Here is a 24107-nt window from a genome sequence, read left to right on the forward strand (position 1 = left end):
AGTGAAGCCTGATACCCTTTGGAACTCTCCATGCATCGACCAGAAACCATGAGCCAGACCGCGACCATTTTGGTCATCGACGACGAACCGCAGATCCGCAAATTCCTGCGCATCAGCCTCGTTTCCCAAGGCTATAAAGTGCTGGAAGCCGGCACCGGCACCGAAGGTCTGGCGCAAGCCGCGCTGAACAAACCCGATCTGCTGGTGCTCGACCTTGGCCTGCCGGACATGGACGGCCAGCAAGTGCTCCGCGAGTTTCGCGAGTGGTCGACCGTGCCAGTGCTGGTGCTGTCGGTGCGCGCCAGCGAAGGACAGAAAGTCGAAGCGCTGGATGGTGGTGCGAATGACTACGTGACCAAGCCGTTCGGCATCCAGGAATTTCTTGCCCGGGTGCGCGCCTTACTGCGTCAGGCCCCGGTGGGCGAAGCGCAACAAGCGGCGCTGATTTTCGGCCCGCTGACCGTGGACCTGGCGTACCGCCGGGTGCTGCTCGACGGCGTCGAAGTCGCTCTGACCCGCAAGGAGTACGCGGTGCTGGCGCAACTGGCGCGGCATCCAGGGCGCGTGATTACCCAGCAGCAATTATTGAAAGACATCTGGGGGCCGACCCATACGGACGATAGCCATTACCTGCGGATCGTGGTCGGGCATTTGCGCCAGAAACTGGCGGATGATCCGACCCAGCCGCGGTTTATCGTGACCGAGGCGGGGGTTGGGTATCGACTGTTGAGTGAAGGTGGCCTGTAATTTTATTTGCGTCTGATAGGGCGTCATCGCTGGCAGGCCAGCTCCCACAGGGATCAGCAGGGGTCACACATCTGGTGTTCAATACAGCTCCCGTGGGAGCTGGCTTGCCAGCGAAGGGGCCTGATCAGTCACTCGAGAAACTTCAGGACTCCCGCTCACTCTCATACCGATCCAAGGTATCCCGCGCAATCTCCCGCCCCAGCGCGATCAACTCCGGCGCTTTGTAAAACTCGAAAAACCGGCACACCCGCTTCGGCACGTTGATCAGGATATCCGGTGGATAACCGGCGATCTTGTACTGCGCCAATGACGTCTGCATCACCTCGAAACTCTGGTTGATCAAATCCAGCAAAGACGCCGGCCCGACGTTGTCGATGATGAATGAGCCGGTGGCGGATTTCGGCGCGCCGGCGCGTTCAGGGGCGGCGGCCGGTTGCTGGGCATCGGGTTTGGCGGATTCGATCCACGGGTTGAGCTCGGCCGCTTCCGCGCTCAACGCCTCTTTTTCCAGCTGGAGCAATTTTTCCGCCTGCGTGCGGCGGAAGGGCAGCTTCGAGCCTACCGAACTGATCAGGCTGTCGAACCGGGTCTTGAATTTGGCCGGGCGCTGGATCACCGGCAGTTGGTAGTGGCGCTGGTTGGTGGAGTTGAGGTTGACCGCGATGATCAAATCGCAGTGGCTCGACACCACCGGCACGATCGGCAACGGGTTGAGAATCCCCCCATCCACCAGCATGCGATTGCCTTGCATCACCGGGGTGAACAGGCTGGGGATCGCCGCCGAGGCGCGCATCGCCTGGTGCAGGCAACCTTCCTGGAACCAGATTTCCTGCTGGTTGGTCAGGTCGGTGGCTACGGCCGTGTAGGGGATGCGCAGGTCTTCGATATTGATTTCGCCGACGATCTTGCGAATCTGTCCGAAGACTTTCTCCCCGCGAATCGCGCCAAGGCGAAAGCTGACGTCCACCAGACGCAACACATCGAGGTAATCCAGGCTCTCGATCCAGTTGCGGTAATCATCCAGCTTGCCGGCGGCGTAGATCCCGCCGACCACGGCCCCCATTGAACAACCGGCGATACAGGCGATGTCGTAGCCACGCCGTTCAATCTCTTCAATGACTCCGATGTGGGCATAGCCCCGGGCTCCACCTGAGCCCAGTACCAGTGCGACACGCTTTTTCATGAACCGCCCTCGTCTGACAAGGTTCAACAATGCACCCATCGAGGGGCGCGCTTCAATCGTTAAGGTCGCTCGGCGGGGGAACGCGTCGTTTTTTCGACACTCCAGGGCGGCACATGGTTATTCTCCGAGCGCTATAGTTTCCACTGCGGGGCCAAGGCACTTTTCACGCGCCGGACCGTCTTACCTGCACGACTGTTGACCTAACCTTGAGGTGTGATTGATGAAAGCCTGGATCTGTGTGCCTTTGATCGCGTTGGCGCTCGCTGGTTGTGCCGGCAAAACCGCTTACCGCGAAAGCTGCGGTAGCCAGATTGACGCCGCGTGGCATGAACTGGACCTGGCCAAGGCCGAGGGCTTTGCCGGGACGGTCAGCTATTCCAAGGCCCTGTCATTGCTGACCGGCGCCAAGACCCAGCAGCAGTTCGAAGCCTACGAGGGCTGCACCAGCAAGGCCGAAAAAGCGCGCTTCTACATCCGTGAGTCCCGCGCCGGTCGTTAAAACACCGCGTATCCTGTGGGAGCTGGCTTGCCAGCGATGACGGCCTCGAACCCCCCGGTATTATTCGAAGCCCAATCGCCAGCAAGCGGGCTCCTACAGGTCGTGCGCGCAGCTGTTATGGAGTAATCCCATGATCGATCGGTTGGTGGCTCACGTGTTGGGCCTTGAAGTCCGCTTGTTGGCTTGCCAGGCACGCCTGGATGCCCGCACCGACCCGGAAGCGTTGCACGACCTGCGCACCACGGTTCGCCGTTTGCGCAGTCTGTTGCGGCCATTGCGCGGTTTGCCCGGAGTCGAACAACTGGAAGGGGCGGCGTCCCGGGTCGGTGACCTGACCACGCCGTTGCGCGATCGCGAAGTGCTGGCGGCGTATCTGCTCCAGCACGATCAACCCGAAGCGGCGCAACGGCGCATGGCCCTGATGGCCAAGGCCTACCCGGCGGTTGCTGCAAGCCCGGAGCTGGCGCAATTGCTGATGATTTTCGACGCCTTTCCGCGTTTCTTGCGCGCCGCCCAGCGTCAGGGTTTGCTCAACGGCTTGCGCAAACGCATTGAGAAGCGCCTGGGCAAGCAGTGGAAAAAACTCGACGAGGCCTTGCACGATCCTGCCCATGATCGCCACCGTCTGCGCCTGTTGATCAAACGCGTGCGCTACGGCATCGAAGCCTACCCCGAACTGGATCGCCTGCCGAAACCGGCGCTGCCGAGGCTCAAATCGGCCCAAGCGGCATTGGGCGATTGGCACGACGCGTGGCAATGTTTGGCCCGGGCCGAGGAGGAAGCTGATCTGCAGCCGTGTGTAGCGGTGTGGAAAACCACGATGGCCAAGGCTGAAGCCCGCGCCGACCAGGTCCTCGACAAGCTCAGCGCCACCTGTTTCAAATCCTGAAACCACACAGGTCCAATTGTGGGAGCGAGCTTGCTCCCACAGGATTTTTCTTGAGATTTGAAATGGATGTTTGGCTGGCGGCCTATCTGTCAGTCAAATTGGCCGGAATAATCGCTGTGTCGGTCCCTCGGGCTGGTTAATATCCCCCCATCCTTTCCGTTGCCCATTGAGGTTTTCATGCGCTTTTCCGATCTGCTCGACGCCGTCCGCAGCCAGCCCCAGGAGCTGACTATCCCGGCCGAATGGGCGCAGGGACGCGCCAGCTTCGGCGGTCTGGTCGCGGCGCTGCTCTACGAAGCCATGCGCGCCAAGGTGCCGGCGGACCGCGCCGTGCGTTCGCTGGCGATCACCTTCGTCGGCCCGGTCGAACCCGACGTGCCGGTCAGTTTTGAAGCCGATGTGCTGCGCGAAGGCAAAGCCGTCAGCCAGGTGTTGGGCCGGGCGGTGCAGAAAGGCCAAGTAGTGACGCTGATTCAGGGCAGCTTCGGTGCCTCGCGACCGTCCGAAGTCGCCGTTTCAGCCATGCCTGCGCCGGAGATGAAACACTGGGACGACTGTCAGGAACTGCCCTACATCAAAGGCGTGACCCCGGAATTCATGCGTCATCTGGCGATGCGCTGGAGCGTCGGCGGGCTGCCGTTCACCGGCACTAAATCCCGCGAGATGGGCGGCTGGGTACGTTTGCGCGGGGATGTGAAGGAAGAGCCGGTCACCGAGTCGCATATCCTGGCGCTGGTGGACGCCTGGCCGCCGTCGTTGTTGCCGCAGCTGACCAAGGTGGCGATGGGCAGCACGCTGACCTGGACCATCGAATTCGTCCAGCCGCTACTCGACCTGAGTACGCTGGACTGGTGCAAATACCTGGTTGAAACCGAACATGCCGCTGACGGCTACGGGCACGCCGCTGCGAAACTGTGGAGCGCAGAAGGTCAGTTGATTGCCATGAGCCGGCAGACCGTGACGATTTTCGCCTGATCAGTGCCGACGGTGGCGTTCACGCCAGGCGCGCCACCAGCCGCCGCTGAGAAAAAAGCGCGGAAAGGTCAGGAACTGTTCGACCAGCAAGCGCGACACCGCATCTTTGCGATCGCTGAACGGTTCGGAGGCTTGCGCCTCCAGGCTGTGACCGTGGCGTTGCAAGCCCAACGCCGCGAGCAAACCGATGATGCCAATGGCGAAGTTGGCAAAGCTCAGGTTGAACACCCCGCACACCAGTAGCAGAAACGCCACGATGAACAGCGGCACGGCAATCAGGTGCAACACCAGATTGGCCGGGTGCTGATGGTTGTCCGGGTACGCGCGCCATTGCCAGGCGGGAAGGTTGGGGTGACGTTTGCCCATGATGCCGATCCTCTATCCATGTTGAACACATGCTTGAAGAATAGGCCCGGTGCAGGCGGGCAGCGAATCAAGGTTGGCTATCGAAGTGATAGGCGTTCATGGTTGAAATTGATGTTGCCTGCGTCTTCGTTGGAATGCGGTGGATTGGCGTCAAGCCTCGATCCTGAGCCTACCTCAATTCCCTGTGGGAGCTGGCCTGCCAGCGATGAGGCCATCACCTCCAACAACAATGTTGCCTGACCCACCACCATCGCCGGCAGGCCGGCTCCCACAAGGATTGGCGGGGTGCCTGAATCCTGAGCCCACCCCAATGCAACCAAGCTGGGCCAACTCCGACAGATAAACCAGCAAACGGGCAGTAGCCACTTTGCCAATGCCTTTGGCAGACATCAGCTGCTTAACTTTTCCTGCCAGTTCGAATAAGCCTTGATGGATGTCTGGATTGAGTTCCTTGACCTGCGATCGCAAATTACCGAGCGTAATGCGCTATCCTTCGCGCCTTCAAAATTCCCTCGCTACAGGATTACGTCCATGAAAGCCGCACTCGTCGAACTCATCAGCAAAATCAGCTCCGGGTGCATGAGCGAAGACGAAATCCTCAAGGTGGCTGACGAAGCGGCCCAGGCCTACGCCGACCCGGAGGCTTTTCTGACAGCCAATCCGGACATCAACTACGACGACACCTTCCCGATTCCGTTGGGCGAGTGGGTGGTGGTCGGTAGCCTCCCGGAAACCGTACTGTTCCAGGCCGACACCTACATGGACCTGTTCGCGCAGATCGTCGCCTCGTTCGGCCCGGGCGTGGACTTCAATATCAAACCCAAGCAACTGGCCAAGACCGAAGCGCTGACCGCACTCAACCGCATCCAGGTGCAGATGGGCAGCATGAACAAGGAGAACGGCGGTTACACGCTGATGAACTTCAGCCAGTTGCTCGACGACGATTTGCAGGTGGTGCTGGTCTACGGCAACGACGTCCCGCGCGTGCTCGAACTGTGTGCCGAAGTTGGCATCGCCGCTGCACCTTCCCTGGAAGCCCTGAAAGTCGCCATCCACGTTTGATGGAATAAAACGGAACCCTGAGAATGGCCGGCTATCCTAAGAGTGCACATCACTCTTAGGGAGCGACACCATGGGTTCCACGTTCAACGGCCTGATCGGCCTGATCATTCTTGCCCTGGACATCTGGGCAATCATCAACGTGCTGAAAAGTGGCGCCACCACCGGGATGAAAATCGTCTGGGTGCTGTTGATCCTGCTGCTGCCGGTCCTGGGCCTGATCATCTGGGCCATCGCCGGGCCACGGGGCAACGTCCGGATCTGACCTCTTTGCCGGAACACCGCCGACCCTGTGGGAGCGGGCTTGCTCGCGAAAGCGGTGTATCAGCCAACACGTATTCGGCTGGCACACTGCTTTCGCGAGCAAGCCCGCTCCCACATTGGTCCGGTTTGTAGTCAAAACTGTTCTCCGCCTGACGAAGGTTCGACCTGTCATCTTCCGCGACGTAGAATGCGCGCCTTTCCCGGGCAATCGAGCCGATCGATTGGCCATCATGGGCGGGTAACCGTCCGTTGCCACCCGCATTCATCGGAGCACTTCCCATGAGCACCACCCCTACCAGCGAGTACCTGGAAACCCTCTACGAAGGCTACGGCCAGCGTTTTCGCATGGAAAAACTGCTGCACGAAGTGCGCACCGAACACCAGCACCTGGTGATTTTCGAAAACCCGCGCATGGGCCGCGTCATGGCGCTGGACGGCGTGATCCAGACCACCGAAGCCGACGAATTCATCTATCACGAAATGCTCACCCACGTGCCGATCCTGGCGCACGGCAGTGCCAAGCGCGTTCTGATCATCGGCGGCGGCGACGGCGGCATGCTGCGTGAAGTGGCCAAGCATGGCGGCGTCGAACACATCACCATGGTCGAGATCGACGGCACCGTGGTCGACATGTGCAAGGAATTCCTGCCGAACCACTCCAAGGGTGCGTTCGATGACCCACGCCTGAACCTGGTGATCGACGACGGTATGCGCTTCGTGGCCACCACCACCGAAAAGTTTGACGTGATCATTTCCGACTCCACCGACCCGATCGGTCCGGGCGAAGTGCTGTTCTCGGAGAACTTCTACCAGGCATGCCGTCGCTGCCTGAACGAAGGCGGCATCCTGGTGACGCAGAACGGCACGCCGTTCATGCAGATCGAAGAAGTCAAAACCACTGCCGGACGCCTGCGCAGCCTGTTCCCGGACTGGCACTTCTATCAGGCGGCCGTGCCGACCTACATCGGCGGTTCCATGACGTTCGCCTGGGGCGCGACCAATACCGCCTATCGCAAACTGACCCGCGACTGCCTGCAACAGCGCTTCGCCGGCAGCGGCATCATCACCCGCTACTACAACCCGGAAATCCACATCGGCGCGTTCGCCTTGCCGCAATACGTCCTGCAGGCCGTGAACAAGCCAAGCAACGACTGAGCATTGCCCCTGCAGGAGCGAGCATGCTCGCTCCTGCAGACGGCCAGTGATTTTTCATACGTTTGCGGCGCAAATCCTTTGAACGATCACCCCGACCAAAAGTCCAGATAGTTGTAAGCCCATTTGCGGGTTTGTTCGAGGAGGCACCGATGCAACAGTGGCGGATCACTTTCGTGGATGATCACGGCGAAACAGTCGATGAAGTCTTTGAGTGCGACGAATGCCCGGATAACGAGCACGCCGCCAAACTCATCAAGGCCCGGCTCCTTCCTGTCGCTGCCGAACTGGATCTGAATGATCTGGAAGGGCGGACCGCGGACGCGGGCGTCAAAGAACTCAAAACCCAGAACAGCATACAAATCCTCGGCATTACTCCCGTCTGATACACCCCGCGTCACACTCGTGAAACACCAGGCCTTGGCAGCGGCGCTCACTTGAGGCTACTCTGCAAGCGAGATCAGCGAATGGATCGCTAAGGTCTGGTCTTGTCAGCTACATGCTTGTTTCCCATCGGCAACCTGTTGTCGCATCGTCCGCACCATTCGGTTGCGCACGTCGGGAGTACGGAAAGTCTATCCATCAGTTCAGGAGGACGTTTCATGAGCACAGCCTATCAAGAAGACATCAGCAGCTCGGTGCTGCGCCGCATGAAAGAAGGCGGTTTCGATTTTTCACGATTCCATCCCATCGAGTTCTACGCGATTTTCCCGGACGAGGAGCGGGCACGCAGGGCGGCAGGGCATTATTCCGGTGAATCCATGAATGCACAGATCAGCGTGCGCGACGACGGCGCATGGGCCCTTGAATTAAGCAAAGTGATGTCCGCCACCTACGACGGCATCGGTGACTTTGAGCAGGACTTCGAGGCCGTGGTCGAACCTCTGGGGGGCATCATCGAAGGGTGGGGCGTCAAGCAGGAGGTACGAGGGCTACTCGCATAACACTATGAACAGCGACAACATTCACTAACGGCTGACCTTCGGGTTGGCCGTTTTCGTTTTCCCCTGTAGGAGCCAGCCTGCTGGCGATAGCGTCCTCCCTACCCCTGCAAACTTGATGACACTCCGTCTCCCACAAATCCGGACACAAAAAAAAGCCGCCTAAACAGGCGGCCAAAAGGGAAGTTCAGTGAGCATTTCCAGCGAATGCGCCGATTATCCCCATCCACCCCCGGGCAGTGAAATCAACTGTGACTATGCTGGTGATAGGCGAAACATTGCTTCGCGATGAGGCGGGGGAGATCAGGTTGGGGCATTTGCCGCACAGGAATGGTGCGGTGTGTGCGCGATGAATATCCAACCGATTGATATCAAAGCGTTTATGCCGATGGCACGGGCCTTGCGAAGGCCTGTCAGTCCGGGTGACAAGGAGTACGGCATGATCCGCACCTATTATGATGAGATGTACGATGCCGGCGGCCAGGTCCGCCCGCATTATCGGGAGTTTGCCCGTTGGCTGGCCGAGACGCCTGATGAGCTTCTGGCCCAACGGCGACGCGAGGCCGATCTGCTGTTTCATCGGGCCGGGATTACCTTCACGCTTTATGGGGACGAGCAGGGCACAGAGCGCCTGATTCCCTTCGACACCATCCCGCGCAGCATCCCCGCCAGCGAATGGCGAATCGTCGAGCGCGGCTGCATCCAGCGGGTCAAGGCGTTGAACATGTTCCTCGCCGATCTCTATCACGAGCAGCGCATCATCAAGGCCGGCATCATCCCGGCTGAACAAGTGCTGGCCAACGAGCAGTATCAGTTGGCGATGCAAGGACTGGATCTGCACCGCGACATCTATTCCCACATCTCCGGCGTTGACCTGGTGCGCGATGGCGACGGCACGTACTACGTGCTCGAAGACAACCTTCGTACACCGAGCGGCGTGAGCTACATGCTTGAAGACCGCAAGATGATGATGCGGCTGTTCCCCGAGCTGTTCTCGGCCCAACGCATCGCGCCCATCGACCACTATCCGAACCTGCTGCTCGACACCCTGAAAAGCTCCAGCCCGATCGATAATCCAAGCGTGGTCGTGCTGACGCCGGGGCGTTTCAATAGCGCGTTTTTCGAGCATGCGTTCCTCGCTCGGGAAATGGGCGTTGAACTGGTGGAAGGCGCGGACCTGTTCGTGCGTGACGACAAGGTGTTCATGCGCACCACGGACGGGCCGAAAGCCGTCGACGTGATCTACCGTCGCCTCGACGATGCGTTTCTCGATCCGCTGGCGTTCAACCCGGATTCAATGCTCGGCGTTCCGGGCCTGCTGTCGTCCTACCGCTCGGGCAACGTGGTGCTGGCGAATGCCATCGGCACCGGTGTGGCGGACGACAAATCGGTGTATCCGTTCGTCACCGACATGATCCGCTTCTACCTGGATGAAGAACCGATCCTGAAGAACGTTCCGACGTTCCAGTGCCGTAATCCTTCTGAACTTTCCCACGTGCTGGCTCATCTTCCAGAACTGGTGGTCAAGGAAACCCAAGGCTCCGGCGGTTACGGAATGCTGGTGGGGCCGGCGTCGACCGCGGCGGAAATCGAGTCGTTCCGCGCGCGCATCAAGGCCAAGCCCCACGCGTACATCGCGCAACCGACGTTGTCCCTGTCGACCTGCCCGACCTTTGTCGAAAACGGCATCGCGCCACGCCATATCGACCTGCGTCCGTTTGTATTGTCTGGCCGCGAAACCCGGGTCGTACCCGGCGGTTTGACCCGTGTTGCCCTGCGTGAAGGCTCCCTGGTGGTGAACTCCTCCCAAGGCGGCGGAACCAAGGACACCTGGGTGGTCGAGGATTGAAGGAAGCTTGCCATGTTAAGTAGAACTGCCTCGGATTTGTATTGGATGTCGCGTTACCTGGAGAGGGCGGAAAACCTCGCACGGATGCTCGACATCAGTTATTCGCTGTCGCTGATGCCGCAGGATGGCCGCGGTGACGGTCTGCATGAACTCGCCATGCCGCTGCTGATTACCGGCACGCTGGACGATTACCTGGAGCGCCATGGCGAGCTGCATGCCGAGCGGCTGCTGCACTTCTTCGCCCTGGATGCGGCCAACCCGGCCAGCATCTACAGTTGCCTTGGCTCCGCGCGGGCCAGCGCCCATGCGGTGCGTGGGCGGATTACCGCCGACATGTGGGAAAACATCAACGCCACTTGGCTGGAAATTCGCGGTATCGCTGAACAGGGCTTGAGTCGCTACGGCATGAGCCGCTTCTGTGAGTGGATCAAGGAACGGTCTCACCTGTTTCGCGGCGCGTCCTACGGCACGATCATGCGCAATGACGCGTTTCGTTTCATTCGCCTGGGCACGTTTATCGAAAGGGCCGACAACACGCTGCGCCTGCTCGACGCCCGCTACGAAATGGCCGGCGATCAGGCCGAGGCGGTCAGTGACGGCACGGCACACGCCTACTATCAATGGAGCGCCTTGCTGCGGGCGTTGTCATCTTTTGAGGCCTACACCGAAATCTACCGCGACGCGCCCGGCGCCCGGCATGTCGCCGAACTTCTGTTGCTGCGCGCCGATGTCCCGCGTTCCCTGCGCGCCTGCACCGAAGAAATCGATCAGATCCTCGCGCAATTGCCCGGCGCCAACGGCCGTCCCGCACAACGTCTGGCCGCGGAAATGGACGCGCGCCTGCGCTACACCGGCATCACCGAAATTCTCGACGAAGGCCTGCACGCCTGGCTGACCGAGTTCATCCCGCTGGTGCGCCAGTTGGGTAACGCCATACACAGTTCCTACCTGGAGGCTGCATGAGACTTTCCATTAGCCACGAGACCACCTATCACTACGAAGATCAGGTGCGGGCGAGCATCCAGTACCTGCGACTGACACCTCACGACAGCGAACGTCAGCACGTGATCAGCTGGCAACTCGATCTGCCGCGCCCGGTTCGCGCGCAACTCGATCCGTTCGGCAATATCCTGCACGTGCTGACCATGGACGAGCCACACGAAGCGATCATCATCGGCGCCCGAGGCCAGGTCGACATCGACGAACTGCGCGAAGCCGAGCACGAGAGTCAGTCGGCGCTGCCATTCCTGCGTTTCACCCGCCTGACCGAAGCCGACGAAGCCTTGCGCGCGTTCGCCGGGAAGGAATGCAAAAAGCGCCGGGACCGCACGGCGTTGATCGACTTGATGCACGGCTTGAACTCGCACATGACCTACACGCCGGGCTCCACCGAAGTGGATACCAGCGCGGCCCAGGCGTTCGCGGGGCGTTCCGGGGTGTGCCAGGACCACACCCACGCGTTCCTTGCCTGCGCCCGCAGCCTGGGCATCCCCTCGCGTTATGTGTCGGGCTATCTGTACAGCGAGGACTGCGAGCACCTGGCCAGTCACGCCTGGGCGGAAGCCTGGCTGGATGACGCGTGGTACAGCTTTGACGTGACCAACGAGCTGGCGCGTCCGGAACGCCATTTGAAACTGGCGGTGGGCCTGGATTACCTGGATGCGTGCCCGGTGCGCGGCATGCGCCGGGGCGGTGGCTGCGAGCAGATGCACGCGAAGGTGTTCGTATCGCCGTTGCCAATGCCAGCCCCGGTCATCTCCGTCCAACAACAGTAACAATTGACTCCTGTGGGAGCGGGCTTGCTCGCGAATGCGGTTTTTCTGTCTGCATATTTGTGACTGAAACACTGCATTCGCGAGCAAGCCCGCTCCCACAGGGGTAATAGTGTCAGGGCTTAACCTTGCGCCCCGCCATATGCTTCAAATACCCCACCAACCTCTGCAGATCCGCATCTGGCAATACCGCCGCCGAAAAACCCGGCATCTTCGCCTGTGGCCACTGCCGCAAACTCTGCGGGTCCCTGATATACCGCTTCAAAAAGTCCGCGGCAAAATACTCGGTCGGGTTAAACGGAATGTTCAGGTCCGGTCCGACCTGCGCATCCCCGGCACCATTGAGCCGATGGCACGCCAGGCAGTTCTTCTGGAATGACGCAAACCCCAGGTTCACCGGGTCGTCCGCCTTCAACGCCGGATCAGGCAACAGGGCAGGGAAGCGCTCGGCCACCGGCGCCAGGCGCTTGATGCCCGCCACTTGAAACGGCCATTGCTCAGGGCTGATGTTGCCCGCCTGCGGATCCGTCCAGACCAGATAAAACGGCCCGGCACTCGGCTTGCCTGCCGACAACGCCGGCCAGGGTTTGGCCGGGTCTTCAATCGCCAGCCAGGCCCGCGCGCCTTTGGCAGTGAGCAATGGCGCTGCGTCCAGTTCGGCGGCAAAACCATCCAGTGCCACGGCTTGCAGGTGATCGCCAGGCTTGATGCCGTTTAGCAATGCTGCCAAGGGCACGGCGCGATAGCTCATGCTCCGTTTGTAGGAAACGTCGTCGTTGATCGTGATGGTCTGAACCTGAGGATGCTTGAGCAATTCCTCGGTCTGCCAGGTGCGACTATTCGCGCCAAGCTCCAGGTTCAGCTGTGCGGCATAGAGGGGCGAGCCGAACAGCAAGGCCCCGAGCAGAATGAGCGTTTTCAAAAGATCGCCGTCCATGTCGTGGAAGTGCCGCAAAGGTTGGCACACCCACGCTGGCTCGGGTAGCGAGCCAGTCACCTATTTGATGAGGCGATAAAAAACGTGACGCCGTATTTTTTATATAAGACTCAGCCAATCACCTTGGTCAGGTTCGGCAAAATCAACAACAGCGTGGTGGCGAAAAGAATGAGTCCGGCTTGACGTACTTTCGACTGTTTGAACATGGCTTGACCGCCTTTTTTGTTATTTCCTGATGCCTGCCTGCATATCTCCATGACGGCAGCGCGTTGCACTTCCTGTAGGACGAGCGCCTCGGCAAAACCCGACGACAACTTCGTACATGTTCACCTTAGGGCCCGCGTCACCCGTGGCTTAGATCCCTTTCATATGGAATGCTCACTTACAGCTCTAAAAAAGGCATGAGGCCTATTGCCAGCTTCTTTGCCGCCCTTTTGCTAGACAGCTCGGTGTCCTGAAACGGTTAATCGGCAAGTCCGCTACCGTCCGTCTGAGCGTGTCCGTCAACGCCAGTGAGCATTGCGGTCATTGAATCGGCGGTGGCTCGGCTTAAGGTGAAGGCTCGGTATTCCATCGTCAGGTTCGAGGACGTCATGACCCAAGCTTTGATTTTCGACGCGTTACGCACGCCCCGTGGCAAAGGCAAGGCCGATGGCGCATTGCACAGCGTCAAACCGGTGAACCTGGTGGCCGGGCTGCTCACTGCACTGCAGCAGCGTACGTCGCTGGACACCAGCCAGGTCGATGATGTGGTGCTCGGCTGCGTCACACCGGTTGGCGATCAAGGCGCGGACATTGCCAAGACGGCGACCCAGGTGGCTGATTGGGATGTCAGCGTGGCGGGCGTGCAGATCAACCGTTTCTGCGCGTCGGGGCTGGAGGCGGTCAACCTCGGCGCAATGAAAGTGCGTTCCGGCTTCGAAGAGCTGGTGGTCGTCGGCGGCGTCGAGTCGATGTCGCGGGTGCCGATGGGCAGCGACGGCGGCGCCTGGGCGCTGGACCCGGAAACCAATCTGCACAGTCACTTCACCCCGCAAGGCGTGGGCGCCGACCTGATCGCCACCCTTGAAGGCTTCAGCCGCCAGGACGTCGATGCTTACGCGCTGCATTCCCAACAGAAAGCCGCGCGGGCCTGGGCTGAGGGTGCGTTCAGCAAATCGCTGGTGCCCGTGCGCGACCAGAACGGCATCCTCCTTCTCGATCACGATGAATTCATTCGCGCCGACTCTACCCTCGAAGGCCTGGGCAAACTCAAGCCGAGTTTCGAGATGATGGGGCAGATGGGCTTCGACGCCACCGCTTTGCGGGTCTACAGCCACGTCGAGCGCATCAACCACGTGCACACACCGGGCAACAGTTCCGGGATCGTCGATGGCGCGGCGCTGATGCTGATCGGTTCCGAAGCCAAGGGCCGGGCGCTGGGCTTGCAGCCACGGGCGCGAATTGTCGCCACCGCGGTCACCAGTACCGACCCGACCATCATGCTCACCGGTCCGGCACCGGCCACCCGCAAGGCACTGGCCAAGGCCGGGTTGCGGGTCGAAGACATCGAGCTGTTCGAAGTCAACGAAGCGTTTGCCTCGGTCGTGCTGAAATTCATCAAGGACATGGCCATCGATCCGGACAAGGTCAACGTCAACGGCGGCTCCATTGCCATGGGCCACCCGCTGGGGGCTACCGGTTGCGCCATCCTCGGCACGCTGCTCGATGAACTGGAAAACCGGCGTCTGCGCTACGGCCTCGCGACCCTGTGTGTCGGCGGCGGCATGGGCATTGCCACCATCATCGAACGCCTCTGAGCCCTGACTTCAAGGAAACATCTTCATGACTGAAGCCATTCGTTACGAAAAGGGTCAGGACCAGATCGTTGTCCTGACCATCGACCTGCCGGGCCAGAGCGCCAACACCATGAATGCGGTCTACCGCGAGGCCATGGGCGCCTGCGTCGCGCGCCTGGTTGCCGAGAAAGACAGCATTGCCGGGGTCATCATCACATCGGCCAAGAAAACCTTCTTCGCCGGCGGCGACCTGAATGAACTGATCAAGGTCGGCAAACCCGAGGCCAAAGCCTTCTATGACAGGGTGCTGACCCTGAAGGACCAGCTGCGAACCCTCGAAACCCTGGGCAAACCGGTGGTCGCCGCGATCAATGGCGCGGCGCTCGGCGGTGGCTGGGAAATCTGCCTGGCCTGTCATCACCGCGTGGCGCTGGATCATCCTTCGGTGCAGCTCGGCTTGCCGGAAGTCACCCTCGGCCTGTTGCCGGGTGGCGGCGGGGTGGTGCGCATGGTGCGGATGCTGGGTCTGGAAAAAGCCCTGCCGTATCTGCTTGAAGGCACGAAAGTCCGGCCGCAGCAGGCCTTGCAGGCGGGTCTGATCGAAGAACTGGCTGTCGATAGCGACGAGCTGCTGGCCAAGGCCCGGGCCTGGATTCTTGCAAACCCGGTGGCGGTACAACGCTGGGACGTGAAGGGCTATCAGATTCCGGGCGGCACGCCATCGCATCCAAAAGTCGCGCAGATGCTGGCGATCGCGCCGTCGATCCTGCGCAGCAAAACCCAGGGCTGCCTGCCTGCGCCGGAGAAGATCCTGTGCGCCGCGGTAGAAGGCGCGCAGGTGGACTTCGCCACGGCGCACCTGATCGAAACACGCTACTTCACTGAACTGACCACCGGCCAGGTCTCGAAAAACCTGATCGGCACTTTCTGGTTCCAGCTCAATGAAATCAATGCGGGCGGCTCACGGCCGCATGGGTTTGCCCCTTACGTGACGCGGCGAGTGGGCGTCCTGGGCGCGGGTATGATGGGCGCCGGTATTGCTTTTGTCAGCGCCTCGGCCGGTATCGAGGTGGTGCTCAAAGACATCACGCTCGCGGCAGCGGAAAAGGGCAAGGCGCATTCGGTGGCGTTACTGGACAAAAAAGTTGCTCGTGGCCAGTTGAACACCGAACAGCGAGACGCCGTGCTGGCGCGCATCACGACGACTGAACAGGATGCCGACCTGGCCGGTTGCGACCTGATCATCGAAGCCGTGTTCGAAGACCGCGAGCTGAAAGCCAAGGTCTCCTCAGCCGCGCAGCAGATCGTCGGCGCGGAGGCGGTGATCGCGTCCAACACCTCGACCTTGCCCATCAGCGGCCTGGCCACCGCCGTACCGGATCAAGGCAAATTCATCGGCCTGCATTTTTTTAGCCCTGTGGAAAAAATGCCGCTGGTGGAAATCATCAAGGGCGCCCAGACCAGCGACGAAACCCTGGCCCGTGGTTTCGATTTCGTACTGCAAATCAAGAAAACGCCGATAGTGGTCAACGACAGTCGCGGGTTCTTTACGTCGCGGGTGTTCGGCACCTTTACCAATGAAGGCATTGCCATGCTCGGCGAAGGCGTAAGCGCGGCGATGATCGAGACCGAAGCGCGCAAGGCCGGGATGCCTGTCGGGCCCCTGGCGATCTCTGACGAAGTTTCGCTCAGCCTCATGAGCCACATCCGCCAGCAAACGGCGAAGGACCTGAAAGCGGAAGGGAAACCGCTGATTGAACACCCCGCATTCGCGGTGATTGACTTGTTGCTGAACGAATACAAACGTCCGGGCAAAGCCGCTGGAGGCGGTTTCTACGAATACCCGGTCGGTGGCCAGAAGCATTTGTGGCCGGAATTGAAAACCCGCTTCGAAAAAGCCGACGGGCAGATTTCACCGAAAGATGTGCGTGATCGCCTGCTGTTTGTACAAGCCTTGGAAACCGTGCGCTGCGTGGAGGAGGGCGTGCTGACCTCGACGGCGGACGCCAACGTCGGTTCGATCTTCGGCATCGGTTTTGCGACCTGGACCGGCGGTGCGCTGCAGTTCATCAACCAGTACGGCGTGAATGACTTCGTCGCCCGCGCGCAATACCTGGCCGAACAGTACGGCGAACGCTTCGCACCGCCGGCGCTGTTGCTGGAGAAGGCGGCCAAAGGGGAGGTGTTTTAAGGGACCGATGACGCACTTCGGGGCTTGCCTTGTCACCGTGTTTCGAGGCAGGCTCTGAGGTGTGCATTATTCCCATCACGTGTCAGGTATTTTTTATGTCGTTACGCATCTGCATTCTGGAAACCGACATCCTGCGTCCGGAACTGGTCGATCAATATCAGGGTTACGGGCAGATGTTCCAGCGTCTGTTTTCGCAGCAGCCCATTGCGGCCGAGTTCATTGTCTACAACGTGATGCAGGGCGAGTACCCGAGCGATGACGAGACGTTTGATGCCTACCTCGTCACTGGCAGCAAGGCCGATTCCTTCGGCACCGATCCCTGGATCGAAACCCTCAAGGCGTACCTGCTGACCCGCTACGAACGCGGTGACAAACTGCTGGGCGTATGCTTCGGCCATCAGTTGCTGGCGTTGCTGCTGGGTGGCAAGAGCGAGCGTGCGACCCAGGGTTGGGGCGTCGGCACGCACAACTACAAACTGGCGGCCAAGGCGCCGTGGATGAGCCCGGTACGCGAAGAACTGACGTTGCTGATCAGTCATCAGGACCAGGTGACCTCGCTACCGGAAAACGCCACGGTCATCGCTTCCAGCGATTTCTGCCCGTTCGCCGCGTACCACATCAACGATCAGGTGCTGTGCTTCCAGGGGCATCCGGAATTCATTCACGACTACTCGCGAGCGTTGCTGGATATTCGCCAGGAAGCACTGGGTGAGCAGATCTATTCGAAAGGCATGGCCAGCCTGGAGCAGGAGCATCATGGCACTACCGTTGCGGAGTGGATGATGCGGTTTGTGGCGCACAAGCCAGCGGCTGCTTGAGATAAAAGCTTCGTTGGAAGCCGGCTTGCTCCTACACGGATCTTCGGTGCTGCGCAGATCATTGTGGGAGCAAGGCTTGCCCGCGAATTCTCCAGATATTTCGGTATTGACTACAACCATCCCGATTTCTTGAAGCTCGCCCACAAACCCACACAGCCCACCGCTATAAACCCCAACACCGCGAAATACCCGTAATGCCAGCTCAGCTCGGGCATGTTCTGGAAGTTCATCCCATAGATGCCGGCGACCGCCGTCGGGAATGCCAGAATCGCCGCCCACGCCGCAAACTTTCGCTGCACCACGCTTTGCCGTGACGCCTCCAGCAACACCCCGACTTCAATGGTCTGACTGGCGATATCCGCCAGGGTCGTCAGGTCTTCCATTTGCCGCGTCACATGGATCTGCACATCGCGGAAGTACGGGCGCATGTTCTTGTCTATGAACGGAAAGCTCAGTTTCTGTAACTCTTCGCTAATCTCCACCATTGGCGCCGCGTACCGGCGCAGGCGCAAGACATCGCGACGCAGGCCGTGCAGTTTCTGGATGTCGTGTTCATTCAACGCGCTGCAGATGACGTTGCGTTCCAAGTCATCGATTTCGGCATGGATGGCTTCGCCCACCGGTTGATAGTTTTCGATGACAAAATCGAGGATGGCGTAAAGAACGAAATCTTCCCCATGTTCCAACAACAGCGGACGCGCCTCACAGCGTTGGCGCACATAAGCGTAGGACGCCGAATGGCCGTTACGCGCGGTGATGATGTAACCGTTGCCGGCGAAGATGTGGGTTTCGATGAACTCCAGCTTGCCGTTCTCACGAATGGGCGAGTACGTGACGATAAACAATGCGTCGCCAAAGGTTTCCAGCTTCGGTCGACTGTGTTTTTCCAGGGCGTCTTCGATGGCCAGTTCGTGCAGGTTGAACTGGCGTTGCAGGTTGGCCAGTTCCTGAGCGTTCGGCTCTTCGAGGCCGATCCAGACGAAGTGGTCCGGCTTGGCAGCCCAGGCCGCGCCTTCGTCGAGGGTGATATTGGTGACTTTCTTACCGGCGCTGTAAACCGCAGCAGCAACAACTCTACCCATTTCAGGTTCACTTCTTATTAGCAGGTGGCAGTGGCAGGCAGTGTTCAGCTTAGCCTTGTCTACTGCTTGAGAGTCAGTGAAATTTGCAGAGTTCGACGGCAAAAGAAAACCCGCACAGGGCGGGTTTCGTTTACGCGGCTTGCAGTTGCCGATCCATCGAGGCGATGCACTCGCGCATCTGCTCGCGGCACTGGGCGATCAGCAGGGGCATGTCATCCAGGCTCAAACCTGCGGTTGGAATCGCCGGCAGCGAACGAATCAGAATTTTCCCACTGCGCCAGCGGTTCAATCGCATATGTTTGACGTAACTGCTGACACACACCTGGACGATCGGTACGCCGGCCGCAATAGCCATCTGGAACGCGCCTTTCTTGAAGGGCAGCAACTCTTCACCGAGGTTGCGCGTCCCTTCCGGGAAGACCCAGATCGACGTGTCTTCATGCTGCAAGGTGTGGGTGGTGGTCAACATCGACTGGCGCGCCTTGTGCGCATTGCCGCGGTCGATCAACACATTGCCGGCCAGCCAGAACAACTGGCCGAACAGCGGCACCCACTTCAGGCTCTTCTTGCCGATGCACACGGTGCGGCGGGGCACCACGTTGCCGAACACGAACAGGTCGTAGTTGGACTGATGGTTGGCGATGATCACGCAGCTCTTGGGCTTATCCATCAGCGGAGCGACTTCAGCCTTCACCCGTAAACGCAGAATACACATGGCCGGCCATGCATAAAGGCGCGCGCACAGGCGGCTATTGTCCGGATTGAAGGGGCGACACAGACCCAGAATCACCCCCAGTACGCCGGCGAGAATAAAGTGCAGGCCCATCAATAACATACGAAGCACGAACAGCATTTACAGGCCCCACCGGACAAAAGGTGGCGCAGTGTACGGATGTGCACTGTTTTCGGCAATTGCCGCTATAGAGGTAGTAGATAGGCGATGTTTGAGCGCATGTTTCCGACCTATCTGTCAGACGTGTGCTAGAGCGGTTGTCGTCTTTTCATCAAGGCCCGTACGAAAAAGCCCGACACGACGGTCGGGCTTGTAATGACAGCGCTGGCTTGGGTTAACCCATGTGTTCCTGATCCAGAGTGATCGCGTTATCCAGCGTTTCCAGCAGCGCCTTGCGCACCTTCAGCTTGGTGTTCTTGTGCGCGGTCATGTTGATCTTCTTCAGTTGACGGGCCGTCGCCAGCGCCGCGCCTTGCAGTTCTTCAGCCGCGACGACGACGTCGAGGAAACCTGCCTCCACGGCGCTCTGCGGATTGAACATCTCGCCATTGATCACCGAGCGGTGGAACGCCGCTTTAGCCAGACGATCGCGGGCAATCTCGATACCGGCGTGGTGCATGGTCATGCCGATCTGCACTTCATTCAGACCGATGCTGAACGGGCCGTCGACACCAATGCGGTAATCCGCCGACAACAACAGGAACGCACCTTTAGCCACCGCGTGACCCGGGCAGGCGACGATCACCGGGAACGGGTGCGACAGCAGGCGGCGAGCCAGGGTCGAGCCAGCGGTTACCAGCGACACTGCTTCTTTAGGCCCGGCCGTCATCACTTTCAAGTCATAGCCGCCCGAGAGAATCCCCGGCGTACCGGTAATGATCACCACGGCACGATCAGTGACTGCCTGATCCAGCGCAGCGTTAAACGCAGCAATCACGTCCGGGGAAATGGCATTGACCTTGCCGTTGCTCAGGGTCAGGGTCGCGATACCGTCTTCGAGGTGGTAGGCAATCAACTCACTCATGACGTATTCCTTGTATGAAAGTTGAGGCAGACGTTACCCACCGCCGCAGGCCAGGTAAAGCGCCGTGACTGACCCGCCAGTCACCTTTTTCCTCATCGGGTAAGCCTACCCGCCACCTCCGCCACGCATTGCTCTCTATAAAGGGAGAGGGTGCGAAGCCGGAGATTGGCAGGTTTGCCATGCCCCCGGAGCCGCGGAACGTCTAAATCGCTAACCGCATGAAAATTCTGCAAAAAAAATTTGCCATCGGAAATGCTTTCGACTACATTAGCGCGCCTCGACAGACAGAACATGTTTGAAGAGATACGGTGAAGTGTCCGAGTGGCTTAAGGAGCACGCCTGGAAAGTGTGTATACAAGAAATTGTATCGAGAGTTCGAATCTCTCCTTCACCGCCAAATTCGATGTAACCAGAACCCCTGATTTCGAGAGAAGTCAGGGGTTTTGTGGTTTCTGGCGTCTGAAAAGCACAGCAAGGTGCAACGATGCTCGGCTTGTATTGCCGGTGCCGAGGGTGCCGACCGTCTGTGGAAAAAAACGCCAGCAATGAAATGAGATTATTTATCGATTTCACTAGCTGATTTCAGATAAGTCCTACAGCGGATGTCGATTTTTTTAGATGAAATGCTCACTTGGTTTCCAGAGTGATGCAAGTTTATGAATGATCATGTTAAGAACCCGGCCGCGACGTCGCCTGATGAGCTGGATTTATTGGAGCTTTGTCGTGCAGTCTGGAAACAGAAATATTTTTTGTTTGGAGTAGTGGTCTTAAGTGGTCTTACTGCTCTGGTCTATGCATCGTTTGCGCCGCGGGAATTCCAGGTCAGTAGCGTATTACGTCCAGTGGCTGTCGATGAACTTGACGCCTTGAACAGATCCCAGCTGTATACCTTGCCTCCAAACGAAGCCCTGTTAAAAATCAGGGTGGCGCTGGACTCCTACGAAACCCGCCTGGGTTTTTTCCGAAGCAATGAAGCCTTCTTCGGTCATTTACAGCTGCCGGGGCGGACGCTGGAGCAGACATTTGATTCTTTCAACAATAAATTTATTTCGATAACGCCTCAGGATCAGGGGAAGCTTGACAAGTTCAATGCTTTTGTACGGCTGACTTTTACTTACCCCGAAGGAATGGATGGAAGCGCTATCTTGAATGGCTTCGTCAGGTATGTGATCGATATCGAGAATGAAAAAATTGCTAATGAGTTAAAAGTAATAAGAGACAATCGTTTAATGGAGCTTGGTCAGCAAATCAGCGCCTCTCGCGCCAATTATGACAATGCCAAAGCAGCTAAGATCGCTTTGCTGCGTGAGACTGATGCCGTCCAGCGAGCTCGATTGCAAGATGAACTCAAGGCCTTGCGCCTTCAGCTGAAAACGCGGCGTCATGATCGAATAACACAGCTGGACGAGGCCATTTTCATCGCCAAAACGTTGGGTATAAAAAAGCCCGCCACGCCGCCATCCTCGATGGTAACTGACCACCAGGGTGCAGCTAATGTGTTAGTGAGTGCTCAGCAGTCACCACTCTATTTCATGGGGGCTGAAGCGCTCGAGGCGGAGCGGGCAGTTTTGCAACAGCGCCACTCGGACGACTTCACCGAAGCGCGCATTGCTGAAATCGCCAAAGCGCTGAAGCTGCTCCAGGTCAATCGTGAAGCGGAGGTGTTGAGTCAGAGGGAAAATGAAGATCTTTTCCTGCTCGATGTGGAGTCGCTGCGTTCCGAAATTTCCCGGCTGAACAGTCTGAGTATCAGCCCGACAGCGCTTAAGCTGGTGACAATTGATCAGTTTGCACAACCGCCTTCAGGTCCAATCAAACCTAAAACGCTGTTGGTCGTGCTAATGGGTTTGACGTTTGGTTTCATTTTGGGATTGTTTCTGGTTTGTATTCGCCATTTCGCCGCTGCAGCGGGCCGAATCAAGTCATCCTGATAACCCTGGTTGCAGGCAGCGTTTTTGATAATTTGACGCTGAATAAGGAAGCAGCATGACCACCACGACAACCCACTCCATCGAAGGAGATCAGCATGCCGGGCGGGAGGGTGGTGGTTTTTTCATCACAGGGAACGGCCGTTAAACGTTGGGTAATCCAGGTGAACAATCCTGTTTGTATTTCGTAGGATGCGGCGTAGGCCATTCGTCGGGCGCCGGCAAATCTGAATAACAAGTCTGGTAATGACCGGCTAGTCTCGAAAGCTTGGTGATCGACATGTTTCAGGCAAATAGGGCTTGCCGGTGTCGATCCCGCTTTTGAGAGGGGCGTAAAGATGGCTGATCCGTATATCGAAGATGACGGGGCTGAGTTTCCGATCAACAACTGCGTGCAGTGTGGCCAGACCGAGTATTTAACCGGTTTCGGTGACGACAAGGCCAAGCTTGGCAAGATGAAGACCATGGTCCGCCAAGGGCCGAAAGCAAAATTCTTACCCAAGGTCGCGGCGCCGGTCAGGAAGTAGCAAGCCACCTTTAGACCCCGTCTTCGAACGGGGTTTTTTATGGCTGAAGGATTTTGCTGTGGCGTTTACCCTCGCTGAATATTTTCACAAAGTTTTCACAAGGCCTTACGTAGGCTCAACTCATCCGTTAGAAAGCAACACCTGGCCCGTCTCCCCAGCGGGCTTTTTTTTGCCTGCCATAAAACCTTTTCCAAAAACGCTGTCCAACCGTCGCCAATGGTGAGGGTAGAGTCTTTGCGTCTGGACTTCCTCGCCGCTTAAGCATTCAATCTCGACCCTTTTTGATTTCCCCCATTTTTTGAGGTTCTTGTCATGCGTTTAACTGTGCCCGCTCTGGTTCTGGGACTTTTGGTTGCTCAAGGTGCAATGGCTGCCGGCGACGGCACTGCCGCGATTGGCGGCGGTCTGGGCGGTGCACTGGGTAATGTGGTCGGCCAAAGCATGGGCGGCAGCACGGGCGCGGCGATTGGCGCTGGCGTCGCAGGCGCAGCCGGCAGCGCTGTAGCCGCACGCAAAGGCAGCCGCACCAAAGCGGCAATCGGCGGCGGTGTGGGCGCTGCGGGCGGCTCGGTGATCGGCAACAGCCTGGGCGGCAAGACCGGTTCCACCATCGGCGCTGGTTTGGGTGGTGCATTGGGCGGTGGCGTGGGCAGCAACCTGGCCAAGGGTCACAAGCGTCACTGATTCTGATGGATTCGCTCAACAGCCCGGCTTGATGCCGGGCTTTTTGTGTCTGTCTGTTTCTCCTTCGCAGATGTCGCCTCTTTAGCGGTCCAAGCCTCAACGCTGGCCGGATTCAGTGGGGCAGATGCTAGACTCCGCTCATCCGCAGCGCGTTCTTTCTCCCGATGCGGAATTAGAGGTTCATATCATGCGTTTGACAGTGTCCACGTTGGTTCTGGGACTTTTGGTCGCTCAAGGTGCAATGGCGGCCGGTGACGGCACGGCTGCGGTTGGCGGTGGTATTGGCGGTGCGTTGGGTAACGTGGTCGGCCAGCAAATGGGCGGCAGCACAGGCGCCGCAATTGGCGCAGGTGTGGGTGGCGCGGCGGGCAGTGCGGTAGGTGCACCGAAAGGCAGCCGTACCGCGGCTGCTGTCGGCGGTGGCTTGGGCTCGGCGGGTGGTTCGGTGATTGGTAACAGCCTCGGTGGCTCGACCGGCTCGACCATTGGCGCAGGCCTGGGCGGTGCGGCGGGTGGCGCGGTGGGCAACAACGTCGGCACCGACAGCGGCGGTTCCCATTCGGGTAACGGTCACAAGAACAAGCACAAGAATAAACACAGGAATAAACATCGCTGAACTCGATCGCGATGATAGAACCCGGCCTTTGCGCCGGGTTTTTTGTATGTGCGAGAAGGGTTCTGGAACGTTTGCCTCCAGCCCGCCTCGAAC

General features: G+C 58.9%; 26 protein-coding genes and 1 tRNA gene. 20 read left to right on the forward strand and 7 right to left on the reverse strand.

The genetic code is table 11. The annotated features are described in order from the left end of the window. Positions 1–48: 48 nt before the first annotated feature. Positions 49–747: a response regulator gene (locus tag NTD84_RS20890; RefSeq protein ID WP_262169556.1), complete on the forward strand. Its 699-nt coding sequence runs from the start codon at positions 49–51 to the stop codon at positions 745–747. Positions 748–889: 142 nt separating this feature from the next. Here the strand turns inward: NTD84_RS20890 and NTD84_RS20895 are convergent, their stop codons facing one another. Further along, positions 890–1930: a patatin-like phospholipase family protein gene (locus NTD84_RS20895; RefSeq protein ID WP_262169430.1), complete on the reverse strand. Its 1041-nt coding sequence runs from the start codon at positions 1928–1930 to the stop codon at positions 890–892. Between the two features lie 220 nt (positions 1931–2150). On the opposite strand from NTD84_RS20895, the gene NTD84_RS20900 reads away from it, so the two are divergent. The 3 genes from NTD84_RS20900 to NTD84_RS20910 all read left to right on the forward strand — a co-directional run bounded on the left by NTD84_RS20900 (position 2151) and on the right by NTD84_RS20910 (position 4293). Next, complete coding sequence (locus tag NTD84_RS20900) at positions 2151–2429, forward strand: hypothetical protein (RefSeq protein WP_027925691.1); 279 nt, start codon at positions 2151–2153, stop codon at positions 2427–2429. A gap of 130 nt (positions 2430–2559) precedes the next feature. Next, positions 2560–3318, forward strand: coding sequence for a CHAD domain-containing protein (locus tag NTD84_RS20905; protein ID WP_262169438.1), 759 nt, complete (start codon positions 2560–2562; stop codon positions 3316–3318). A gap of 177 nt (positions 3319–3495) precedes the next feature. Beyond that, a complete protein-coding gene (locus NTD84_RS20910) occupies positions 3496–4293 on the forward strand; it encodes an acyl-CoA thioesterase (RefSeq protein WP_262169440.1) in 798 nt (265 codons plus the stop codon). On the opposite strand, the gene NTD84_RS20915 is transcribed toward NTD84_RS20910, so the two are convergent. Further along, positions 4294–4659 (reverse strand): Mpo1-like protein, encoded by a 366-nt coding sequence (locus NTD84_RS20915; RefSeq protein ID WP_262169444.1) that lies wholly within the window; start codon positions 4657–4659, stop codon positions 4294–4296. It lies immediately after the preceding gene. Between the two features lie 531 nt (positions 4660–5190). On the opposite strand from NTD84_RS20915, the gene NTD84_RS20920 reads away from it, so the two are divergent. The 8 genes from NTD84_RS20920 (at position 5191) to NTD84_RS20955 (ending at position 11699) form a co-directional block, all read left to right on the forward strand. Continuing rightward, positions 5191–5721 carry a hypothetical protein gene (locus NTD84_RS20920; protein ID WP_262169447.1) on the forward strand — a complete coding sequence of 177 codons (531 nt, stop codon included), beginning with the start codon at positions 5191–5193 and terminating at the stop codon, positions 5719–5721. 70 nt (positions 5722–5791) lie between these two features. Then, positions 5792–5983, forward strand: a complete 192-nt coding sequence (locus tag NTD84_RS20925) for a PLDc N-terminal domain-containing protein (RefSeq protein WP_262169451.1) — start codon at positions 5792–5794, stop codon at positions 5981–5983. Positions 5984–6261: 278 nt separating this feature from the next. Beyond that, positions 6262–7137 carry a polyamine aminopropyltransferase gene (gene speE, locus NTD84_RS20930; protein ID WP_262169454.1) on the forward strand — a complete coding sequence of 292 codons (876 nt, stop codon included), beginning with the start codon at positions 6262–6264 and terminating at the stop codon, positions 7135–7137. A gap of 149 nt (positions 7138–7286) precedes the next feature. Next, positions 7287–7520, forward strand: coding sequence for a hypothetical protein (locus NTD84_RS20935; RefSeq protein ID WP_262169457.1), 234 nt, complete (start codon positions 7287–7289; stop codon positions 7518–7520). Positions 7521–7736: 216 nt separating this feature from the next. Beyond that, a complete protein-coding gene (locus tag NTD84_RS20940; RefSeq protein WP_017337348.1) occupies positions 7737–8078 on the forward strand; it encodes a ribonuclease E inhibitor RraB in 342 nt (113 codons plus the stop codon). Positions 8079–8514: 436 nt separating this feature from the next. Beyond that, the gene (locus NTD84_RS20945) at positions 8515–9924 is read left to right on the forward strand and encodes a circularly permuted type 2 ATP-grasp protein (protein ID WP_262169461.1); all 1410 of its coding nucleotides are present in this window, start codon (positions 8515–8517) and stop codon (positions 9922–9924) included. 12 nt (positions 9925–9936) lie between these two features. Then, a complete protein-coding gene (locus tag NTD84_RS20950) occupies positions 9937–10887 on the forward strand; it encodes an alpha-E domain-containing protein (RefSeq protein ID WP_150711766.1) in 951 nt (316 codons plus the stop codon). Then, positions 10884–11699: a transglutaminase family protein gene (locus NTD84_RS20955; protein WP_262169465.1), complete on the forward strand. Its 816-nt coding sequence runs from the start codon at positions 10884–10886 to the stop codon at positions 11697–11699. The genes NTD84_RS20950 and NTD84_RS20955 overlap by 4 nt, the downstream gene beginning before the upstream one ends. A 112-nt stretch (positions 11700–11811) precedes the next feature. Here NTD84_RS20955 and NTD84_RS20960 read toward each other — a convergent pair whose 3' ends face one another. Beyond that, positions 11812–12633, reverse strand: a complete 822-nt coding sequence (locus NTD84_RS20960; RefSeq protein WP_262169467.1) for a c-type cytochrome — start codon at positions 12631–12633, stop codon at positions 11812–11814. A 593-nt stretch (positions 12634–13226) separates the two neighbouring features. Between NTD84_RS20960 and NTD84_RS20965 the strand changes: the two genes are divergently transcribed. The 3 genes from NTD84_RS20965 (at position 13227) to NTD84_RS20975 (ending at position 17420) form a co-directional block, all read left to right on the forward strand. Further along, complete coding sequence (locus NTD84_RS20965) at positions 13227–14432, forward strand: acetyl-CoA C-acetyltransferase (RefSeq protein ID WP_262169469.1); 1206 nt, start codon at positions 13227–13229, stop codon at positions 14430–14432. Positions 14433–14457: 25 nt separating this feature from the next. Further along, entirely contained in the window at positions 14458–16602 is a 2145-nt protein-coding gene (locus tag NTD84_RS20970; RefSeq protein WP_262169472.1) for a 3-hydroxyacyl-CoA dehydrogenase NAD-binding domain-containing protein, read from the forward strand. A 95-nt stretch (positions 16603–16697) separates the two neighbouring features. Then, positions 16698–17420 (forward strand): amidotransferase, encoded by a 723-nt coding sequence (locus NTD84_RS20975; RefSeq protein ID WP_262169475.1) that lies wholly within the window; start codon positions 16698–16700, stop codon positions 17418–17420. A 110-nt stretch (positions 17421–17530) separates the two neighbouring features. Here the strand turns inward: NTD84_RS20975 and NTD84_RS20980 are convergent, their stop codons facing one another. From NTD84_RS20980 to NTD84_RS20990, 3 genes are all read right to left on the reverse strand, one after another. Next, positions 17531–18502, reverse strand: a complete 972-nt coding sequence (locus NTD84_RS20980) for a magnesium and cobalt transport protein CorA (protein ID WP_262169478.1) — start codon at positions 18500–18502, stop codon at positions 17531–17533. A 130-nt stretch (positions 18503–18632) separates the two neighbouring features. Next, positions 18633–19355: a 1-acylglycerol-3-phosphate O-acyltransferase gene (locus NTD84_RS20985; protein WP_262169480.1), complete on the reverse strand. Its 723-nt coding sequence runs from the start codon at positions 19353–19355 to the stop codon at positions 18633–18635. Positions 19356–19569: 214 nt separating this feature from the next. After that, complete coding sequence (locus NTD84_RS20990; RefSeq protein ID WP_262169483.1) at positions 19570–20259, reverse strand: crotonase/enoyl-CoA hydratase family protein; 690 nt, start codon at positions 20257–20259, stop codon at positions 19570–19572. A 307-nt stretch (positions 20260–20566) separates the two neighbouring features. On the opposite strand from NTD84_RS20990, the gene NTD84_RS20995 reads away from it, so the two are divergent. Together NTD84_RS20995 and NTD84_RS21000 are read left to right on the forward strand one after the other, a co-directional pair. Continuing rightward, positions 20567–20656 (forward strand) — tRNA-Ser (locus tag NTD84_RS20995). Positions 20657–20915: 259 nt separating this feature from the next. Continuing rightward, complete coding sequence (locus NTD84_RS21000) at positions 20916–22190, forward strand: Wzz/FepE/Etk N-terminal domain-containing protein (protein ID WP_262169486.1); 1275 nt, start codon at positions 20916–20918, stop codon at positions 22188–22190. On the opposite strand, the gene NTD84_RS21005 is transcribed toward NTD84_RS21000, so the two are convergent. Next, positions 22177–22395 (reverse strand): hypothetical protein, encoded by a 219-nt coding sequence (locus tag NTD84_RS21005; RefSeq protein WP_262169489.1) that lies wholly within the window; start codon positions 22393–22395, stop codon positions 22177–22179. The genes NTD84_RS21000 and NTD84_RS21005 overlap by 14 nt on opposite strands. Positions 22396–22525: 130 nt before the next feature. On the opposite strand from NTD84_RS21005, the gene NTD84_RS21010 reads away from it, so the two are divergent. The 3 genes from NTD84_RS21010 (at position 22526) to NTD84_RS21020 (ending at position 24014) form a co-directional block, all read left to right on the forward strand. After that, positions 22526–22714, forward strand: coding sequence for a hypothetical protein (locus tag NTD84_RS21010; protein WP_262169491.1), 189 nt, complete (start codon positions 22526–22528; stop codon positions 22712–22714). Between the two features lie 312 nt (positions 22715–23026). Continuing rightward, complete coding sequence (locus NTD84_RS21015) at positions 23027–23398, forward strand: bacteriocin (RefSeq protein WP_262169493.1); 372 nt, start codon at positions 23027–23029, stop codon at positions 23396–23398. 187 nt (positions 23399–23585) lie between these two features. Beyond that, a complete protein-coding gene (locus tag NTD84_RS21020) occupies positions 23586–24014 on the forward strand; it encodes a glycine zipper domain-containing protein (RefSeq protein WP_262169494.1) in 429 nt (142 codons plus the stop codon). Positions 24015–24107 lie beyond the last annotated feature (93 nt).

Origin of the sequence: Pseudomonas sp. 14P_8.1_Bac3, from assembly GCF_025466085.1 — a bacterium.
Classification (GTDB): Bacteria; Pseudomonadota; Gammaproteobacteria; order Pseudomonadales; family Pseudomonadaceae; genus Aquipseudomonas.

Excerpts from the sequence above, each read along its gene's own strand:
- NTD84_RS20890 (WP_262169556.1), top strand. The coding sequence starts at position 49 with ATGAGCCAGACCGCGACCATTTTGGTCATCGACGACGAACCGCAGATC.
- NTD84_RS20895 (WP_262169430.1), bottom strand. The coding sequence starts at position 1,930 with ATGAAAAAGCGTGTCGCACTGGTACTGGGCTCAGGTGGAGCCCGGGGC.
- NTD84_RS20900 (WP_027925691.1), top strand. The coding sequence starts at position 2,151 with ATGAAAGCCTGGATCTGTGTGCCTTTGATCGCGTTGGCGCTCGCTGGT.
- NTD84_RS20905 (WP_262169438.1), top strand. The coding sequence starts at position 2,560 with ATGATCGATCGGTTGGTGGCTCACGTGTTGGGCCTTGAAGTCCGCTTG.
- NTD84_RS20910 (WP_262169440.1), top strand. The coding sequence starts at position 3,496 with ATGCGCTTTTCCGATCTGCTCGACGCCGTCCGCAGCCAGCCCCAGGAG.
- NTD84_RS20915 (WP_262169444.1), bottom strand. The coding sequence starts at position 4,659 with ATGGGCAAACGTCACCCCAACCTTCCCGCCTGGCAATGGCGCGCGTAC.
- NTD84_RS20920 (WP_262169447.1), top strand. The coding sequence starts at position 5,191 with ATGAAAGCCGCACTCGTCGAACTCATCAGCAAAATCAGCTCCGGGTGC.
- NTD84_RS20925 (WP_262169451.1), top strand. The coding sequence starts at position 5,792 with ATGGGTTCCACGTTCAACGGCCTGATCGGCCTGATCATTCTTGCCCTG.
- speE (WP_262169454.1), top strand. The coding sequence starts at position 6,262 with ATGAGCACCACCCCTACCAGCGAGTACCTGGAAACCCTCTACGAAGGC.
- NTD84_RS20935 (WP_262169457.1), top strand. The coding sequence starts at position 7,287 with ATGCAACAGTGGCGGATCACTTTCGTGGATGATCACGGCGAAACAGTC.
- NTD84_RS20940 (WP_017337348.1), top strand. The coding sequence starts at position 7,737 with ATGAGCACAGCCTATCAAGAAGACATCAGCAGCTCGGTGCTGCGCCGC.
- NTD84_RS20945 (WP_262169461.1), top strand. The coding sequence starts at position 8,515 with ATGATCCGCACCTATTATGATGAGATGTACGATGCCGGCGGCCAGGTC.
- NTD84_RS20950 (WP_150711766.1), top strand. The coding sequence starts at position 9,937 with ATGTTAAGTAGAACTGCCTCGGATTTGTATTGGATGTCGCGTTACCTG.
- NTD84_RS20955 (WP_262169465.1), top strand. The coding sequence starts at position 10,884 with ATGAGACTTTCCATTAGCCACGAGACCACCTATCACTACGAAGATCAG.
- NTD84_RS20960 (WP_262169467.1), bottom strand. The coding sequence starts at position 12,633 with ATGGACGGCGATCTTTTGAAAACGCTCATTCTGCTCGGGGCCTTGCTG.
- NTD84_RS20965 (WP_262169469.1), top strand. The coding sequence starts at position 13,227 with ATGACCCAAGCTTTGATTTTCGACGCGTTACGCACGCCCCGTGGCAAA.
- NTD84_RS20970 (WP_262169472.1), top strand. The coding sequence starts at position 14,458 with ATGACTGAAGCCATTCGTTACGAAAAGGGTCAGGACCAGATCGTTGTC.
- NTD84_RS20975 (WP_262169475.1), top strand. The coding sequence starts at position 16,698 with ATGTCGTTACGCATCTGCATTCTGGAAACCGACATCCTGCGTCCGGAA.
- NTD84_RS20980 (WP_262169478.1), bottom strand. The coding sequence starts at position 18,502 with ATGGGTAGAGTTGTTGCTGCTGCGGTTTACAGCGCCGGTAAGAAAGTC.
- NTD84_RS20985 (WP_262169480.1), bottom strand. The coding sequence starts at position 19,355 with ATGCTGTTCGTGCTTCGTATGTTATTGATGGGCCTGCACTTTATTCTC.
- NTD84_RS20990 (WP_262169483.1), bottom strand. The coding sequence starts at position 20,259 with ATGAGTGAGTTGATTGCCTACCACCTCGAAGACGGTATCGCGACCCTG.
- NTD84_RS21000 (WP_262169486.1), top strand. The coding sequence starts at position 20,916 with ATGAATGATCATGTTAAGAACCCGGCCGCGACGTCGCCTGATGAGCTG.
- NTD84_RS21005 (WP_262169489.1), bottom strand. The coding sequence starts at position 22,395 with ATGGCCTACGCCGCATCCTACGAAATACAAACAGGATTGTTCACCTGG.
- NTD84_RS21010 (WP_262169491.1), top strand. The coding sequence starts at position 22,526 with ATGGCTGATCCGTATATCGAAGATGACGGGGCTGAGTTTCCGATCAAC.
- NTD84_RS21015 (WP_262169493.1), top strand. The coding sequence starts at position 23,027 with ATGCGTTTAACTGTGCCCGCTCTGGTTCTGGGACTTTTGGTTGCTCAA.
- NTD84_RS21020 (WP_262169494.1), top strand. The coding sequence starts at position 23,586 with ATGCGTTTGACAGTGTCCACGTTGGTTCTGGGACTTTTGGTCGCTCAA.